The organism is Acidovorax sp. GW835-FHT14B10, assembly GCF_058793725.1.
On sequence record NZ_JBXAGC010000002.1, the window covers coordinates 60,070 to 76,815 of the forward strand.

Sequence of the window (16,746 nt, forward strand, 5' to 3'; positions counted from 1 at the left end):
TTTGGCGACACACCTTTAATGGGTGTCGCCCACCTAGCCATCACTCAGACTTTGACTTGTGGGACGCTGCACGCCGGAGTTACGGCGCTTTTAGCGGGCTTGAAATCTGTTCAAACTCGACAATTTCAAAACCTGGGCCAAGCAACCTGAAACCCCGTGGTATGCAAAAGCGCAGGGGGTTTTCGTTGTGGCCTATGCGCTCAGCCCGATTGACCTTATTCCGGACTTCATACCCGTGCTGGGCTACGTGGATGATTTGCCGTTGTTGCCTTGCCTGATCTGACGCACGGTCAGGCTCGTACCCGTGTCGGTATTGACCGACTGCCGGTCTCGCGCGGACGACTGGATGAAACGTGGTGAGGGTAGCGGGCGGCACGGGCGCTGATCGGGGGATGGGTGCCGCACTGGTATTGGCGCAGGTGCTGCGAGGCCCGCAGCGACACTGTGTGGCCAGTAGCCGGGGCTTTGCGGGGCTCAGTAACGAAAAAACCCCAGATGGTGAGGGCTGGGGTTTTTTTGGTGGGACGCCCGTGAGTCGAACACGGCACCAATAGATTATGAGTCTACTGCTCTAACCAAGCATGAGCTAGCGTCCCGAAATTTTTGCTACTCGGCCGTTACATGGCGGCTTCGCTTGGGCGGTCACTACCTGCGCAAGGTGTTGATTTTATTGAGTTTAATCCCCTGCTTCAACATCTTGAACGATGTAGCATGAGTCCTCTGCTCTCACCAACTGAACTAACGCCCCTCGCGCCAGCGCTGAATCAGACGGAGCACGGCAAGTATTGTAGGGTGTTTATTTGCGGTAACTGAGCGCGTTGGACACCAGCTTGGAAGTAATGTCCACGATCTGGATCATCCGGTCATAGGGCATGCGGGTGGGGCCGATCACCCCCAGCGTACCCACCACCCGGCCGTCCACTTCGTAAGGTGCGCTAACAATCGAGAGCTCTTCGAACGGCACAACCTGGCTCTCTCCGCCGATGTAGATACGGACGCCCTCTGCCTGGCTGGAGATGTCCAGAAGGCGAAGTATCTGGGTTTTCTGTTCGAACAAATCGAAGGCCCTGCGAAGGTTGCCCATGTCGCTAGAGAAATCGCTCACTGCCAGCAGGTTTCTTTCGCCAGAAATGACGACCTCATCCTGCGCTTCGGAAAGGGCTTCCGAACTGATGTTGACCGCAGCCTGCATCAATGAAGCGATCTCCCCTCGCAGCATGTCCACCTCCGATTTGAGCTTTTCACGGACTTGCTCCATGGCCAAACCGGCATAGTGGGCATTCAGGAAGTTGGCGGCCTCGATCAACTGCGACTGTGAATAGTCCACATCGGTGAAGATGACACGGTTTTGCACATCTCCCTCCGGTGAAACAATGATCACCAGAAACCGGCGCTCCGAAAGTCGAAGAAATTCGATATGGCGGAACACGGAGGTGCGCCGCGGCGCCATCACGACACCCACAAACTGGGAGAGGTTCGACAAAAGGTGCGCCGCATTGGCAATCACTTTTTGCGGCTGCTCTGGCACCAGTTGTGGCGGCGTCAGTGGATCCCGCTGCACTGTCAGCATGGTGTCCACAAACAGGCGGTAGCCACGCGCGGTGGGGATTCTTCCAGCGGAGGTGTGGGGGCTTGCGATCAACCCCAGCGCCTCCAGATCCGCCATGACATTGCGTATCGTTGCCGGGGAGAGCTCCAACCCGGAAGCACGTGAAAGGGTGCGCGAACCCACAGGCTGCCCATCGGCGATATAGCGCTCGACCAGCGCTTTCAGCAACAACTTGGCACGGTCATCGAGCATGGAATGATTTTAATGATGTAATTTCGCGATGACGTCCAATTTCCGCCATGTTGCGCTTATCGGCAAGTATCAGGCAACTGCTGCCGGCGCCATGACCGATAGCTCGCGCCACGCCCTCGAAGAGATAGCTCAGTTTCTTGTTCGCCTGGGATGTCAGGTGGTGCTTGAAAAAGAAACCGCCATCAATACCAAACTGACCGCCTATCCCTCCATGGACGTGGACACCATTGGCGCCCAATGCGAACTGGGGCTCGTCGTTGGCGGAGATGGCACCATGCTCGGCATCGGTCGACAGCTCGCGCGCTATGGCACCCCGCTGATCGGAATCAATCAGGGGCGCCTGGGTTTCATCACCGACATTCCCTTCGGCAGCTATCAGGCAGCGCTCACTCCCATGCTGTGCGGAGAATACGAAGAGGATTTGCGCCCCCTGATGCGCGCACGCGTGGTTCGTGGGCAGGCCACGGTTTTCGAAGCCCTTGCCATGAACGATGTCGTGGTGAATCGCGGAGCCACATCCGGCATGGTGGAACTTCGCGTGGAAGTGGGCGGGCAATTCGTGGCCAACCAGAGGGCTGACGGGCTCATCATTGCATCGCCCACCGGATCAACAGCCTACGCACTTTCCGCGGGCGGCCCCATGCTGCACCCGTCCATTCCAGGGTGGGTATTGGTTCCCATCGCACCCCATACCCTTTCAAACCGCCCTATCGTTTTATCGGACGCCACCGAAGTGGCCGTCGAGATAGTGAGTGGCAGGGACGTCAGCGCCAATTTCGACATGCAGTCTCTGGCGTCACTGCTGCACGGTGACCGGATTCTTGTTCAGCGCTCCGAGCACAGCGTTCGGTTTTTGCACCCGCTCGGCTGGAACTATTTCGCGACACTGCGCAAGAAGTTACGCTGGAACGAAGGGGGCTCCTAATCATGGCGCTCAGGCGAATCACCCTGCGGGACTTCGTGATTGTTCGAGAACTTGCTCTGGATCTACAGACAGGCTTCACCGTGTTGACCGGGGAAACCGGGGCCGGCAAATCGATTCTGGTGGATGCGCTGCAACTGGCACTGGGCGCTCGCGCGGATGCAGGGTACGTGCGTGAAGGCGCCCGCCATGCCGATGTGTGCGCAGAATTCGATTCCCCCAGCCACTTGCACCCATGGTTCGAAGAAGCGGGGATCGAGGCCAGCGACATCTTGCTACTGCGCCGAACCGTAGACACCCTGGGGAAAAGTCGAGCGTGGATCAATGGCACGCCGGCTACCGCAACGCAACTCCGCCACCTGGGGGATCAATTATTGGACATTCATGGCCAGCACGCATGGCAGAGTCTGACCCGCCCGGATTCCGTGCGCGGCTTGCTGGACGCTTATGCGGGTATTTCGCTGCAGGAATTGTCTGCAAGCTGGACCCAATGGCGTGTCGCCCAGAAGATCCTGGAGGAAGCACGTGCGGCCCAAGCATCTCTGCAGCAAGAGCGCGAGCGGCTGCAATGGCAAATTGCTGAAATCAGCAAACTGGCCCCCGGAGACGACGAGTGGGTGGACCTGGAAATGCAGCACCAGCGTCTCTCGCATGCCCACACGCTGCTGGAAGCCGCCCAGGATGCACTGGCAACCCTCGACGAGGAGGAGTCGGGCGCACATTCCAGACTGACGCGCGCTGTCTCACGACTGCAGAACCACGAGCAGCTTGAACCTGTGTTTGGCGACCTGGCAAATATCCTTTCGTCCAGCTTGGCGCAGACCAGCGATGTCATCCGCTCGCTGCAAGCCTATCTGAGGCGTACCGACCTGGACCCGGAACGTCTTGCAGATCTCGACGTGCGCGTGTCGCAGTGGATGACTCTGGCGAGGCGCTACAAGCGCCAACCTTCAGAATTGCCCGCCTTGCTGCAAGCTTGGAAAACAGAACTGCTGCGTCTGGACGCTGCAGCCGATCTCGCCAGCCTCGAATCAACCCAAGCGAGCACCGCCAAAGCCTACCAAACCATCGCACGCGCCATTTCGCGCGGTAGAGCAAAGGCTGCACCCCAACTGTCCGCGGCCATCACACAGGCGATGCAGGGCCTGGGCATGACGGGAGGTGTGTTTGAGGTTTCGGTGACAACGGCCTCTGAGCCTGCACTGCATGGATTGGACGACGTTGCCTTTCTCGTGGCAGGCCACCCTGGCATGACGCCCCGCCCCATCGGCAAGGTCGCATCGGGCGGCGAGCTGTCACGGCTTTCCCTGGCCATTTCCGTGACCACCAGCGAACTGGGTACGGCGCCCACCCTGGTTTTTGACGAAGTGGATTCGGGCGTCGGAGGGGCCGTGGCAGAAACTGTGGGTCGATTGATGCGGCAACTGGGACGCGACCGGCAGGTGCTGGCAGTCACCCACTTGCCGCAGGTGGCAGCCTATGCAGACCACCATCTCATGGTGTTCAAGCGTCGCAATGCGGACGGAACCACCAGCACCGTCAGGCCGCTTCTGGGCGACCAGCGGATTGCGGAAGTGGCCCGCATGCTTGGCGGTGAACACCCCACGGGAACCACCCTGGCGCATGCCAACGAAATGTTAAGCCTTGCTACTACCTCGACAATGGAACGATGACCATGTCCCTGGAAATTGTGCTGATCACCGGAATGTCTGGCTCGGGAAAATCCGTGGCGTTGCATGCGCTGGAGGATTACGGGTATTACTGCGTTGACAACCTGCCCCCTGAATTGCTCCCCGCTTTTGTGGCACTGGAGCACAAGCACCACGGGAACCGCGTGGCAATCGCCATGGATGTGCGCAGCGCCACGTCACTACCGCAAGTACCCCGGGAACTGGACCGTCTGCGCAAACAGGGGGTGATTGTTCAGTCCATCTTCCTGGATGCGACCACAGACACACTGGTTCGCCGTTTTTCCGAGACACGTCGCCGCCACCCTTTGTCGCATGATGATGTTCCAGATGGCCGTCGAGCACTCACGCAGGTGATTGAACTGGAGCGCGATTTGCTGACGGATCTGCGGGAGCAGGCACATGTCATAGACACCAGCACGATAAGGGCATCCCAGCTCCAGAGCTATGTCAAAGACCTGATGCCATCGGCGCCGGGGCAGCTCACACTGGTTTTCCAGTCGTTCGCATTCAAGCGGGGAATTCCCGTGGATGCCGACTATGTGTTCGACGTCCGGATGCTACCCAACCCCCATTACGAACCCGCGCTGCGCGACCTGACGGGACTGGATGCCCCTGTCGCAGACTTTCTACGCCAACAGGCGGATGTGCGGCTGATGGGCCAGCACATCGAGAAATTTCTCTCCTATTGGCTGGACATGCTGGACCGGAACCACCGAAGCTATGTGACGGTAGCCGTCGGATGCACAGGCGGTCAGCACAGATCCGTCTATCTCGTGGAGCAATTGGCCCAGGTATTCAGCGACCGATGGACCGTTCTGCGACGCCATCGCGAGTTGGATGGTCGCTAAAAAAACGTGCCACAGCGAGGTCCTGCTGAGCCTACAGCCGGGCCAGTAGTTTGCGAACGGGGGCAGGAAGGCCCATGACAGCGATCTGTTCCGCAGTAAACCAGCCTCCGCCATCGTCTGGCGTTGCCTCACCATATTGCCGCACGATCACAGGATGCAAGTACAGATCGCGATGGGTCAGCACATGAAGAAAAGGGACCCCCTCCTCCATGGTTTTCACAGAGGGGCGCCCTGCTGCATCGAAAAATGCCGAGACATCCGACCGAAGGGGAAAGATGGGCACGCAATACAGGCCAGCCCATATGCCTGCCGAAGGGCGGCGGGACAACCAAAATTTCCCCGCAGGATCCTCCAGAACCATGAGCCACCACGATTCTGAGCGGCGCTTGAGCTTGCGCGTTCTCACGGGATACCGTTCGGGCTCCCCAACGCGATGTGCAACGCACACAGTCTGCAAAGGGCATTGCGGACAAGCGGGATTGCGAGGCATGCACAAGCTGGCCCCCAAATCCATCAGACCCTGGGTATAGCGCGGCATCGCCGTGTCAATGTCCACCGATGGCAACAAGGCCTGTGCATGCGCCCACAATGTCCGCTCGTTCCGAGCCACTGCCAGATCCTCGTCAAAACCCAGCACGCGTGTCAGCACCCTTCGCACGTTGGCGTCCAGGATGGGCGTGCGCTCCGCAAAACAGAAAGCCGCAATCGCGCCCGCCGTTGAGCGCCCAATTCCGGGCAACGTAGCCAGCACCTGCGCACTGCGGGGAAAAATTCCGCCGTGCTCGCTGACAACAGTCTGTGCACAGCGGTGGAGATTGCGTGCCCGGCTGTAGTACCCGAGGCCACTCCACAGAGCCATGACCTCATCCAGCGACGCGTTGGCCAAGGCGCTCACATCGGGGAACCGCTCCAAAAACCGCGCGTAATAGCCCAGCACCGTGCTGACCTGGGTTTGTTGCAGCATGATTTCAGACAGCCAGACCCGATAAGGATCGCGTGTCTGCTGCCAAGGCAGGTGGTTGCGTCCGTGGATTGCCTGCCAGTGAACCACTCGCGTGGCAACATCTGTTTCCGAAAGAATCATGCAGGCATCAGCCCGGGGCGTTCTGTGGCCTCCGCCGAGACGGGCAACGCTATCAACTGGGCTGTCAGTTCGGTCAAGCGTCGTTCCAGTTGAATGAGTTCCTCTTCACCCGCCTCGATCTCTGAAATTCGCTCCACCAGGCCAGTGGCTGCATGCTGAATCCGGTCAACCGCCTCTATGCGTCTGGTAAAACTCCGACGGCGCTCACGCAACTGGGCGTCCAGTTGAGCCGTAGCAGACTTGCTCCACAATTCCAGATCATTGGCCGCCGACTCGTACACCGTGCGCAAACGCATGGCCAAGGCACGAACCAGGCGCTCGGCGAATTCAGGCTGCGCCAGCTTCAGGACATTGCCAACCCCAAGGTATTGCAGATGGCTCTGCTCAATCTGCGAGAGTTCTTGGACAAAGTGTTCGAGTTTCGGAGGGGGGGGCACCTGCAAAGAAAACCCGAATTCCGCATTCAGCTGGCGAAACGTGCCCCCTAGCATCGCCTGTATTTCAATACTGGATGCTTGCGCTTTATCCAACGTTCCCCTGAATTTTTCAAAGGTCTGGACGTAGATCTTGCGCACGCCGAGCTTCAGCCCTTTTTGCTGGAGCATTTGCGCCAACTCGGTCAACTCCAGCTTGAGGGACTTCGCCCCCAACTGATGAAAAACGTCCCGCAACAGCTTGAGATGCACCGCACGAACCGCCTGAATCTTGGCAGCGCTCATATCAAACTCGCGCTGTTCCTGCTCAACACGGTGGCGCATCGACACGATCACCGAAGCATTTTTGCCCCGGAGATTTCGCAGTTCAGCCATCTGATCGTCCAAATCCCTGCGACGAATATTGATGACACGCGCAGTTTCAGCACGCAAACCCGCCACACCCGTTGCCACGGCAGCACGCAGGATGGCTTGACGACGGCCCATGATCCCCCTGGCCAGCGCCTCTTCCAGTGAAGGCAGGCCGCTGGATTCGAGAAGAAGATCGTCACACGTGATTTTTGCCAGCAGCCCCTTTTGGGCAGAAACAGGCACCACCTGCGCCAGCGGCACACCCAGCATTTCCGCAGAGGTCGCGCATTGCCGGTTCATCTGCGCAATGATTTCGTGCGGCGAATTGAGGGTATCCCACAAGGTATCAATCTTGTTGAGAACCACCAGCCGTGCTTCCAGGCTTTCCGCAGACGTCGCCAGGTGCTCTCGCCAGATTGCCAGGTCCGAACGGGTAACTCCCGTGTCTGCACTCAAGATGAACACCACCGCATGGGCCTGCGGAATGAGATTGACGGTCAACTCGGGCTCGGCGCCCACCGCATTCAATCCCGGGGTATCCAGAATCACCAACCCTTGCTTCAGCAAGGGATGGGGGATATTGATGATGGCATGGCGCCACATCGGCACTTCCACCAAGCCATCCGCATCAGGCACCGGGTTGTCGTCTGCGAGCTCGTCGTGCCAGAACCCAAGCGCCCGCGCGTTATCCAGCGTAACTTTTCGAACCTCTGCAACCTTCTCCAGTGCTTTGGCGATCTGGTCGGCATTGTTGACATCCAGCGGGATTTCCACCCAGCGATCGGGTTTTAACCGCCATTCGGCAAGGCCCTGCAGTTGCAACCGGGTATCGATTGGCAGCAGCCGAAGGCAGGGCGCCACCGAAGCGTCGTAGCCCAATTCCGTGGGGCACATCGTCGTGCGGCCGGCGCTGGCAGGCATGATGCGACGGCCATAGCCGGCAAAGAAGATGGCGTTGATCAGCTCTGATTTGCCGCGCGAGAACTCCGCGACAAAAGCCACCGTCACCTTATCGCTGCGCACCTGTGCTTCCAGGCGACTCAGACGCTCCTGAACCGCAGCGTCCATGAGCTCGTGATCAGACATCCACTCGGACAGACGGCGAATCTGGTGCGCAAACTCACGCCGCCAGAAGCCGTGCTCGTCGAACTGCTCGTTGAATGATGGTCCCACTTTGCTCCCGGAGTGCGATGTACGGCCTATGCGTAGATATCCACAAAATATAGCATTGACGGTGCCGTGGATGCGATCCATGTGTTGACTGTCAACACCGCCCCGTTACGCGCGTTGGCATCGAGGACAAAAATAGCTGCTGCGCTGCCCCTGGCGAAGCAGCTGGATGGCGCTGCCACAGTGGTGGCAGGGCGCACCATCCCGCCCATACACATTCGCTTCGTGCTGGAAATGTCCGGCCATCCCGTCGGCACTGGAAAAGTCCTTCAGCGTACTGCCGCCAAGTTCCACCGCACGCGCCAGCACCGTCCGGATGGCGTCAAAAAGCCTGCGCCCCCTCTGCGGACCTATGCGCTGCGCTGGAACGGTAGGGCGAATGCCCGCCAGATACAACACCTCGGACGCATAGATATTGCCCACACCCACGACCAGACGTCCCGCCAGCAGCACCTGCTTGATGGGCGCACGACTCGCCTTGAGCCCTGCCTCGAAGGCGGGGTAGGTAAAGACGTCGGACAGCGGCTCCATCCCCAGCCCGCCCAACAATTTCTGTGCAACTGCAGCTTGCTCGTCTGCTGCGTACACCACGGCACCAAAACGCCGGGGATCATGCAGGCGCAGCGTCCCCTGCGAGGTCATCACGTCGAAATGATCGTGCGCGCCCGGCGGAGGCAGATCAGGACTGAAGCGCAGGCTTCCGGACATCCCCAGATGCAGCAGCAAAAGACCGGAATCCAGATCCACCAGCAAATATTTGCCCCGTCGGCGTATCGCAACCACCTTTTGCCCCACCAGCGATTGCGGCGCACACCCCAGCGGCCACCGCAACGGCTTGCCCACCCGAACCGACTCGATCCGAGCCCCGGCAATGGCCTGCGCAAAACTGCGGCGGGTCACTTCCACTTCGGGCAACTCAGGCATGCCATCGCCTTGAAAACAGGTTGAAGAGCATGGATTATTATGGCCCGATGGTGCCATCTCATCGCTTTCGAACAGCCCTTCTCACCGCCGCTCTGCTGGCAACAGCCACCACCGGATGGACGCAGTCCGGGGGGCCGCTCAGCAGCGCCGAAGTTGTCCCCCCGCACATTCCCAGCGCACAGCTCGATGCCGAGCTTTTCTATGAAATTTTCCTGGGCGAGCTGACCACCCAGTCCGGAGATCCCGGAGCGGGTTACTCGCTGATGCTGGAAGCAGCGCGGCGCAGCGGAGAAAGCGCCTTGTATCGGCGTGCCGCCGATATTGCCTTGCAAGCCCGGTCTGGCGACTACGCATTGGCAGCGGCACGGGCATGGAAAGAGGCGCAACCCCAATCGCGAGAAGCCAACCGCTACACGTTGCAGATTCTCATTGCGCTCAATCGCATCGGCGAGACTCCGGAACTGCTGCGACAGGAGTTGGCGCAAGTGCCCGCCGCCTCCAAGGCCTCGGCCCTGTCAGCCCTCCCCCCGATGTATGGCCGCGCCAGCGACAAGTCACTGGCGGCAAATGTGGTGGAGCGGGCGCTCACCGATGAGCTTCTGCACCCCGCCACGGGTCCTGCAGCATGGACCGCACTGGGCCGTATGCGCCTGGCGGCCGGCAACAAGGCGGGTGCTCTGGATGCGGCTCGCCAGGCAGTGACGCTCGACGCAGCCAACGCGGTTGCCATGCCGCTGGCCCTGGAGCTGATGGAAGAGGGAGTACCCGAAGCAGAGTTGCTGGTCACAACCCACCTTGCCAAACACCCCGACCCGGACCTGCGCACGGCATATGCCCGCGTCCTGCTGGGCCAGCAACGCTACCCAGCCGCGCGCCAACAACTGGAGACAGTGACGCGCGACAAGCCGGATCTGCGGGAAGCATGGCTTGCCCTTGCCACGCTGCAATTTCAGGACAACCGACTGCGCAATGCGGAAAAATCACTGCAACGCTACATGGAGCTGACAAATGCCGCCACCTCAGACCCGGATCTGCAGCGGCGTGGACTGACCCAGGCCTACCTTCTCTCCGCACAAATTGCCGAAAAGAACAAAGACTACGCCGCGGCCGAATCCTGGCTTGGACGCATCGAAAATTCGGAAGAGATGCTCAGCGCACAACGCCGCCGCGCATCCCTGCTCGCACAACAGGGCAAACTTTCTCAGGCACGCGCACTGCTGCGCGGACTGCCGGGCAATACCCCCAGCCATGCCCGCATGAAACTGCAGGCAGAGGTGCAGCTGCTGCAGGAAATGCGCTTGTACAAGGAGGCTTTGGCCGTCCAGGCGGAACTGGTAGCCCAGGACCCGGAAGACAATGAACTGGTCTACGACCAGGCCATGCTGGCCGAAAAATCAGGTGATCCGACCATGATGGAGCAGTTGCTGCGGCAGCTGATTGAGCGGAAGCCCGATTACCACCACGCCTACAACGCCTTGGGATACTCCCTCGCGGAACGGGGCTTGCGCCTGGAAGAGGCCAAAGCCCTGATCTCCAAGGCGCTGGAATACGCTCCTGGCGACCCCTTCATCACAGACAGCCTGGGCTGGGTCGAATTTCGCCTCGGCAACAGCACCGAGTCCTTGCGCCTGCTATCGATCGCCTTCAAGGCCCGGCCCGATGCCGAAATTGCAGCGCACCTTGGCGAAGTCCTCTGGAGCACCGGAAACCGTGCACAAGCCTCCAGTGTCTGGCGCGAGGGCTTGCGCCTGAACCCAGACAACGAAACGCTCAAAGACACCCTGAAACGACTGGGAGCCATGCCCTGATGCTGCATGCCACGCCACAGGGTCTGCAACCGCAAGGCGCGACCCAAAGGCTGCCCCACTGGTTTGCATCCTTGCTCGCGGTCTTTGTTCTGCTGCTGGCCGGCTGCGCCCATCCGCCGGCCACACCGGAAAACCCCCATCGCGCCCCGTGGACAGGACGCCTGGCATTGCAAGTGGAAGAAACGGCGTCGCAGTCTTTTTCCGCATCTTTTGAGCTCTCAGGATCGGCGCAGCAAGGCCAATTCGTATTGTTCAACCCTCTGGGCAACACCCTCGCACGGATCCAGTGGAATGCCAGCCACGCAGAGATCACCACGGGCCAGAACACCCGGGAGTCCGAATCATTGGATGCCCTGCTGCGGGATGTGCTGGGCACGGATATTCCGGTCGCTGCACTGTTCAGCTGGCTCGAAGGCATCCATGTGGATGCCGTTGGCTGGCAGGTCGATCTGTCGGCTCTCTCCGCCGGGCGGTTGGTGGCGCAACGCCACACGCCGACGCCACAGGCCACACTGCGCATCATCCTGACCCGCTGATACCACTTCATGCTCGCCCTGTACGACGTGCCGGCCCCGGCCAAGCTCAACCTCTTTCTGCATATCACGGGCCGACGAACTGACGGCTACCACCTGATGCAGTCCGTCTTCATGATGATCGACTGGTGCGATACCCTGCATTTCGAGTTGCGCCATGATGGCGGCATCACCCGCGAGGACCTTGGCCCTCCGCTTCCCGACATCGATCTGACCGTCCGCGCAGCACAGGCCCTGCAAACGGCCACCACCTGCCCCCTGGGCGTTCATATCGGGGTGCAGAAAAGAGTTCCTGCGCAGGCCGGCATGGGAGGCGGCTCGTCAGACGCCGCCTCCACGCTGCTGGCCCTCAACCGCCTGTGGAAACTCAACCTGCCCCTCACCGCGCTGGAAGCGATCGGACTGAAACTGGGCGCCGACGTGCCATTTTTTTTGCGCGGCCGCAACGCCTGGGTAGAGGGAATTGGTGAGATAATCACGCCGCTTGAGAAGGCAAATCAACTACCGCAAGCGAGTTTTGCCGTAGTGAAACCCGAGGCGGGTCTGGAAACGAAATCAATTTTTTCCGCTCCTGATCTGAAACGTGATTCAGATAGTGCTACAATCTTAGGCTTTGCTGCAGCACACTACAATTTCGGTTGTAATGACTTGCAACCAGTCGCCCAGGCCTTGTGCCCCGAAGTGACCCAAGCCATTCGGTGGCTTGAATCGCGCGGTTTGCAAGGTCGAATGACCGGTTCAGGCAGTGCAGTGTTTGCACAAATATCGCATGCTGTTGACCTTCAAAACGCCCCCAGTGGCTGGCAGGTCAGGACATGTGAAAATCTGATGGTTCATCCTCTGGCAGGATGGGCGTCAGACAAGAATGAAGGTTGATTGCTTTGCAGTTGACCTGTGTAGGGGAGTCGCCAAGCTGGTTAAGGCACCGGATTTTGATTCCGGCATGCAAAGGTTCGAATCCTTTCTCCCCTGCCAAATTTCTTTTCGCGTACGGGCTCTTTTTTCAGACTGCTGGGACGCTATGCAAGCCAACCAACCCGACTTCATGGTTTTCACCGGCAATGCCAATCCTGGCATGGCGGCTGAAATTGCCCAACACCTTGGCACCACTTTGGGTGCTGCTGATGTGGGACGCTTCTCCGACGGCGAAGTCACCGTCGAAATCAAACAGAACGTGCGGGCCCGCGACGTTTTCGTGGTGCAGTCCACCTGCGCGCCCACCAACGAAAACCTCATGGAGCTGCTGATCATGGTGGACGCGCTCAAGCGCGCCTCCGCAGAGCGCATCAGCGCCGTGATCCCCTATTTTGGCTATGCCCGCCAGGATCGCCGCCCCCGCTCCAGCCGGGTTCCGATCTCTGCCAAGGTGGTCGCCAACATGCTGCAAGCCGTGGGCGTGGCCCGTGTGCTGACCATGGACCTGCATGCCGACCAGATCCAGGGCTTCTTCGACATCCCCGTCGACAACATCTACGCGTCGCCCGTTCTGCTGGGCGATCTGCGCCAGAAGAACTACGAAGACCTGATCGTCGTTTCGCCCGATGTGGGTGGAGTGGTGCGCGCCCGGGCCCTTGCCAAGCAACTCGGCTGCGACCTGGCCATCATCGACAAGCGTCGCCCCAAGGCCAACGTGTCCGAAGTGATGCATGTGATCGGCGAGATCGAAGGCCGCAATTGCGTGATCATGGATGACATGATCGACACCGCAGGCACGCTGGTGAAGGCCGCCGAAGTACTCAAGGAGCGTGGTGCCAAGAAGGTGTATGCCTACTGCACCCATCCCATTTTCTCGGGCCCCGCCATTGAACGCATCGCCCAGGGCTCTGCCCTCGACGAAGTGGTGGTGACCAACACCATCCCCTTGAACGATAACGCCAAGGGATGCACGAAAATCCGCCAGCTCTCCGTGGCTCCGCTGATCGCCGAGACGATCCAGCGCATTGCCAAGGGTGAGTCGGTGATGAGTTTGTTCTCGGACCAAGAGAATCTTTTCTGAGCGTCGGCCCCGCCTCTCGCGAGGCATGGTTGTCGCCGGTTCAGATGCTTGCAGGCCTCCTTCGGGAGGCTTGCCTGTTCGGGGACATTGTTGTGGGCTTGCCGCCATCCGGGCGCAACAAGCCTTTTTTCAACAGGGAATGACTGGTCGCGGTCGTCCCTTTTCAGGAGCTAACTATGAACTTCGTCGCTTTTGAGCGCGCCAAGCAGGGTACGGGTGCGAGCCGCCGTCTGCGCAATTCGGGCAAGACGCCTGGCATCGTGTATGGTGGTTCCGCCGAACCCCAACTCATCGAGATCGACCACAACGCACTGTGGCACGCCCTCAAGAAGGAAGCCTTCCACTCCAGCGTGCTGGACATGGAACTGGCCGACACCACCTCCAAGGTGCTGCTGCGCGACGTGCAATACCACCCCTACAAGCAACTGGTGCTGCACATCGACTTCCAGCGCGTGGACGAAAAGACCAAGCTGCACATGAAGGTGCCACTGCACTACAGCGGCGCCGAAGAATCCGACGCGGTCAAGGTGGACAAGTGCCTGGTGAACCCCATCGTGAACGAACTCGATGTGACCTGCATGCCGTCGGACCTGCCAGAGTTCATTGCCGTGGACCTGAGCACGCTGAAGAAGGGTGTTTCCCTGCACCTCAAGGACATCAAGCTGCCCAAGGGCGTGAACGCCGTGATCCGTGGCGGCCAGAACAACAACCCCGTGCTGGTCTCCGTGGCCAACCCCGTGGTGGAAGTGGCTGCACCTGCTGCCGACGCGGCACCTGCCGCCGATGCCAAGGGCAAGGGCAAGGGCAAGAAGTAAGACCGGCGCACCGGTCTCTGCGGCCTGCCTCGGCAGCGCCGCATCCAACGGCCCACCTGTGTGGGCCGTTTTCATTGGTAGCTACCGATAATTGCGCACATGATCAAACTGTTTGTGGGCCTGGGCAACCCGGGGCCCGACTACGAGGCCACCCGCCACAACGCGGGGTTCTGGTGGATAGATGCGCTGGCGCGCGAACTCAGGGCCACGCTGGTGCCCGAGCGCAGCTACCACGGCCTGGTGGCCCGCACCAGCGTGCATGGCCAGAGTGTCTGGCTGCTGCAACCCCAGACCTTCATGAACCTGTCAGGGAAATCAGTGGCCTCGCTCGCGCGGTTCTTCAAGATCCAGCCCGAGGAAATCCTGGTGGCGCACGATGAACTGGACATTGCACCCGGCCAGGTGAAACTCAAGCGCGGCGGCAGCCATGCCGGACACAACGGCCTGCGGGACATCCATGCCCAGCTCGGTTCACCCGATTACTGGCGCCTGCGCATCGGCATCGGCCATCCGGGCGTCAAGGCCGAAGTGGCCAACTGGGTCCTGAAAAAACCCTCGCCCGACCAGCGCACCCTGATCGAGGACAGCATCCAGCATTCGCTCAAGGCCCAGGCCGCCATGCTGGCGGGCGACATGGACAAAGCCACGCTGCTGGTCCATACCACCAAACCCCCGCGTCCCAAGCCACCGCGCCCCGAAGGCCAGTGACATTCCGCAGCGGCTGCGCCCTCAGTGCACTACTGTTTTTATCGCCTCTGGCACTGAATGAACAAGTGCCAGAGGCCCAACACACTCAAACCTTGGTGGCCGCCTGCAGTCTTTGGAACTTCTGCCACAGCGTTTCCCGGCTCTCCACATGCCGGGGGTCCACCGGGATGCATGCCACCGGGCACAGCTGCACGCACTGGGGCTCGTCGAAATGGCCCACGCATTCCGTGCACTTGTCGGGATCGATCTCGTAGATTTCCTCGCCCACAGAGATGGCCTGATTCGGGCACTCGGGCTCGCACACATCGCAGTTGATGCACTCGTCGGTGATCCTCAGCGCCATGCGGACCTCCCTGCGGAAAGCGGGCAGGCCGGATGCCGATACGGAGAGTTCAAGAAGACGGTCATGCCCTGGATTATCCCGCGCCCCTGCCCTGCACCGCCTTGACCCCCGGCACAACACACCACTGCGATCAGGGGTGCTTTGCCGGTATGCTGCGCAAGCCGCCTTCTCCAACCGGCTGAAGCACACGGACAAGCACCACCCGCACCAACCCATGGGTTTCTTTCTTCTCAAGCGATTCCTGACCCTTCTGGCCACGCTGCTCGGCGCATCGGTGGTCGTGTTCCTGGTGCTGGACATCCTGCCGGGCAATGCCGCCCAGGTGCTCATGGGGCCCGATGCCCCACCCGACGCGGTGGCCGCCCTTGCCACCCAGCTGGGGCTGGACCAGCCCGCGGCGCAGCGCTACTGGCAATGGATGGGCGGTCTGCTGGTGGGTGAGATGGGCGACAGCTACGCCTATGGCAGCCCGGTGCTGGAACTGGTGCTGGAGCGCCTGGCGCTCACGGTACCGCTGGCGCTGATGGCGATGGTGCTCAGCACGGTGCTGGCACTCGCGGCCGGCCTCTACGCCGCCGCGCGCCACAACCGCTGGGGCGATGTGGGCACGATGGGCCTGGCCCAGCTGGGCATTGCCATCCCCAACTTCTGGTTCGCCATCCTGCTGATCTTGCTGTTCTCGGTGAAGCTGCAGTGGTTTGCCGCCGGCGGGTTTCCGGGCTGGACCGAAGACAGCGGCGGCAGCCCGATTGCAGCCCTGAAGGCGCTGCTCCTGCCGGCCATCGCCCTGGCGGTGGTGCAGGCAGCCATATTGGCGCGCATCACGCGCTCGGCCGTGCTGGATGTGCTGCGCGAGGATTTCGTGCGCACCGCGCGCGCCAAGGGCCTTTCACGGCGGGCGGCGCTGTGGGGCCATGTACTGCGCAATGCCATGATCCCGGTCGTCACCGTGATGGGTCTGCAGTTCGCCAACCTGCTGGCCGGCACCATCGTGGTGGAGAACGTGTTTTATCTTCCGGGCCTGGGCCGGCTGATCTTCCAGTCGATCGCCAACCGCGACCTGATCGTGGTGCGCAACTGCGTGATGCTGCTGGCGGCCATGGTGGTCGCTGTCAACTTCCTGGTGGACCTGCTGTACGCCGTGATCGACCCGCGCGTGAAGGCCAGCGATATATGAATTACCCCCCTGAGCCGCTGCGCGCCTTCCCCCCAGGGGGACGCCACCCGTGGCCTGGCAGAGCCAGTTCCACGGTGGCACTGGCCTGCGGGCGTGCCGGTCTCCAGCACCGCCGGCGCCACGGGAAGATGCGGACAAGCC

The 16,746-nt window shown here is 60.6% G+C and carries 15 protein-coding genes, 2 tRNA genes and 1 pseudogene; 12 read left to right on the top strand and 6 right to left on the bottom strand.

From position 1 onward, the window contains the following. Positions 1–106: 106 nt before the first annotated feature. Positions 107–352, top strand: a pseudogene (locus tag AC1Q5S_RS02170) (YkvA family protein); the annotation flags it as partial. 165 nt (positions 353–517) lie between these two features. On the opposite strand, the gene AC1Q5S_RS02175 reads toward AC1Q5S_RS02170, so the two are convergent. Then, a tRNA-Ile gene (locus AC1Q5S_RS02175) sits at positions 518–596 on the bottom strand. A gap of 200 nt (positions 597–796) precedes the next feature. Continuing rightward, positions 797–1,801 (bottom strand): heat-inducible transcriptional repressor HrcA, encoded by a 1,005-nt coding sequence (gene hrcA, locus AC1Q5S_RS02180; RefSeq protein WP_303833227.1) that lies wholly within the window; start codon positions 1,799–1,801, stop codon positions 797–799. 28 nt (positions 1,802–1,829) lie between these two features. On the opposite strand from hrcA, the gene AC1Q5S_RS02185 reads away from it, so the two are divergent. From AC1Q5S_RS02185 to rapZ, 3 genes are read left to right on the top strand one after another with little or no spacing between them, the layout of a single operon-like run. Next, the gene (locus AC1Q5S_RS02185; RefSeq protein WP_303833226.1) at positions 1,830–2,726 is read left to right on the top strand and encodes an NAD kinase; all 897 of its coding nucleotides are present in this window, start codon (positions 1,830–1,832) and stop codon (positions 2,724–2,726) included. Between the two features lie 2 nt (positions 2,727–2,728). Next, complete coding sequence (gene recN, locus AC1Q5S_RS02190; RefSeq protein WP_303833224.1) at positions 2,729–4,396, top strand: DNA repair protein RecN; 1,668 nt, start codon at positions 2,729–2,731, stop codon at positions 4,394–4,396. Between the two features lie 2 nt (positions 4,397–4,398). Further along, a complete protein-coding gene (gene rapZ, locus AC1Q5S_RS02195) occupies positions 4,399–5,262 on the top strand; it encodes an RNase adapter RapZ (RefSeq protein ID WP_303833261.1) in 864 nt (287 codons plus the stop codon). Between the two features lie 31 nt (positions 5,263–5,293). On the opposite strand, the gene mutY is transcribed toward rapZ, so the two are convergent. From mutY to mutM, 3 genes are all read right to left on the bottom strand, one after another. Next, positions 5,294–6,346, bottom strand: a complete 1,053-nt coding sequence (gene mutY, locus AC1Q5S_RS02200) for an A/G-specific adenine glycosylase (protein WP_303833221.1) — start codon at positions 6,344–6,346, stop codon at positions 5,294–5,296. Further along, entirely contained in the window at positions 6,343–8,304 is a 1,962-nt protein-coding gene (locus AC1Q5S_RS02205) for a dynamin family protein (protein WP_303833259.1), read from the bottom strand. The genes mutY and AC1Q5S_RS02205 overlap by 4 nt, the downstream gene beginning before the upstream one ends. 105 nt (positions 8,305–8,409) lie before the next feature. Further along, a complete protein-coding gene (mutM, locus tag AC1Q5S_RS02210; RefSeq protein WP_303833219.1) occupies positions 8,410–9,225 on the bottom strand; it encodes a bifunctional DNA-formamidopyrimidine glycosylase/DNA-(apurinic or apyrimidinic site) lyase in 816 nt (271 codons plus the stop codon). 29 nt (positions 9,226–9,254) lie between these two features. Here mutM and AC1Q5S_RS02215 point away from each other — a divergent pair, with 29 nt between their 5' ends. The 7 genes from AC1Q5S_RS02215 (at position 9,255) to pth (ending at position 15,085) form a co-directional block, all read left to right on the top strand. Then, complete coding sequence (locus tag AC1Q5S_RS02215; protein ID WP_492238262.1) at positions 9,255–11,033, top strand: tetratricopeptide repeat protein; 1,779 nt, start codon at positions 9,255–9,257, stop codon at positions 11,031–11,033. After that, on the top strand, positions 11,033–11,569 hold the full coding sequence (locus AC1Q5S_RS02220; protein ID WP_492238263.1) for a lipoprotein insertase outer membrane protein LolB: 537 nt from the start codon (positions 11,033–11,035) through the stop codon (positions 11,567–11,569). Before AC1Q5S_RS02215 ends, AC1Q5S_RS02220 begins: the two co-directional genes overlap by 1 nt. A 9-nt stretch (positions 11,570–11,578) precedes the next feature. Beyond that, a complete protein-coding gene (ispE, locus tag AC1Q5S_RS02225; protein ID WP_492238264.1) occupies positions 11,579–12,442 on the top strand; it encodes a 4-(cytidine 5'-diphospho)-2-C-methyl-D-erythritol kinase in 864 nt (287 codons plus the stop codon). Positions 12,443–12,464: 22 nt separating this feature from the next. Beyond that, positions 12,465–12,541 (top strand) — tRNA-Gln (locus tag AC1Q5S_RS02230). A gap of 46 nt (positions 12,542–12,587) precedes the next feature. Beyond that, the gene (locus AC1Q5S_RS02235) at positions 12,588–13,562 is read left to right on the top strand and encodes a ribose-phosphate pyrophosphokinase (RefSeq protein WP_026437159.1); all 975 of its coding nucleotides are present in this window, start codon (positions 12,588–12,590) and stop codon (positions 13,560–13,562) included. A 176-nt stretch (positions 13,563–13,738) separates the two neighbouring features. Beyond that, positions 13,739–14,377 (top strand): 50S ribosomal protein L25/general stress protein Ctc, encoded by a 639-nt coding sequence (locus AC1Q5S_RS02240; RefSeq protein ID WP_303833211.1) that lies wholly within the window; start codon positions 13,739–13,741, stop codon positions 14,375–14,377. 99 nt (positions 14,378–14,476) lie between these two features. After that, complete coding sequence (gene pth / locus AC1Q5S_RS02245) at positions 14,477–15,085, top strand: aminoacyl-tRNA hydrolase (RefSeq protein WP_303833209.1); 609 nt, start codon at positions 14,477–14,479, stop codon at positions 15,083–15,085. 85 nt (positions 15,086–15,170) lie between these two features. On the opposite strand, the gene AC1Q5S_RS02250 is transcribed toward pth, so the two are convergent. Then, complete coding sequence (locus AC1Q5S_RS02250) at positions 15,171–15,428, bottom strand: YfhL family 4Fe-4S dicluster ferredoxin (RefSeq protein WP_092699126.1); 258 nt, start codon at positions 15,426–15,428, stop codon at positions 15,171–15,173. Between the two features lie 214 nt (positions 15,429–15,642). Here AC1Q5S_RS02250 and AC1Q5S_RS02255 point away from each other — a divergent pair, with 214 nt between their 5' ends. Further along, entirely contained in the window at positions 15,643–16,605 is a 963-nt protein-coding gene (locus AC1Q5S_RS02255; RefSeq protein WP_303833206.1) for an ABC transporter permease, read from the top strand. The last annotated feature ends 141 nt before the right edge of the window (positions 16,606–16,746 follow it).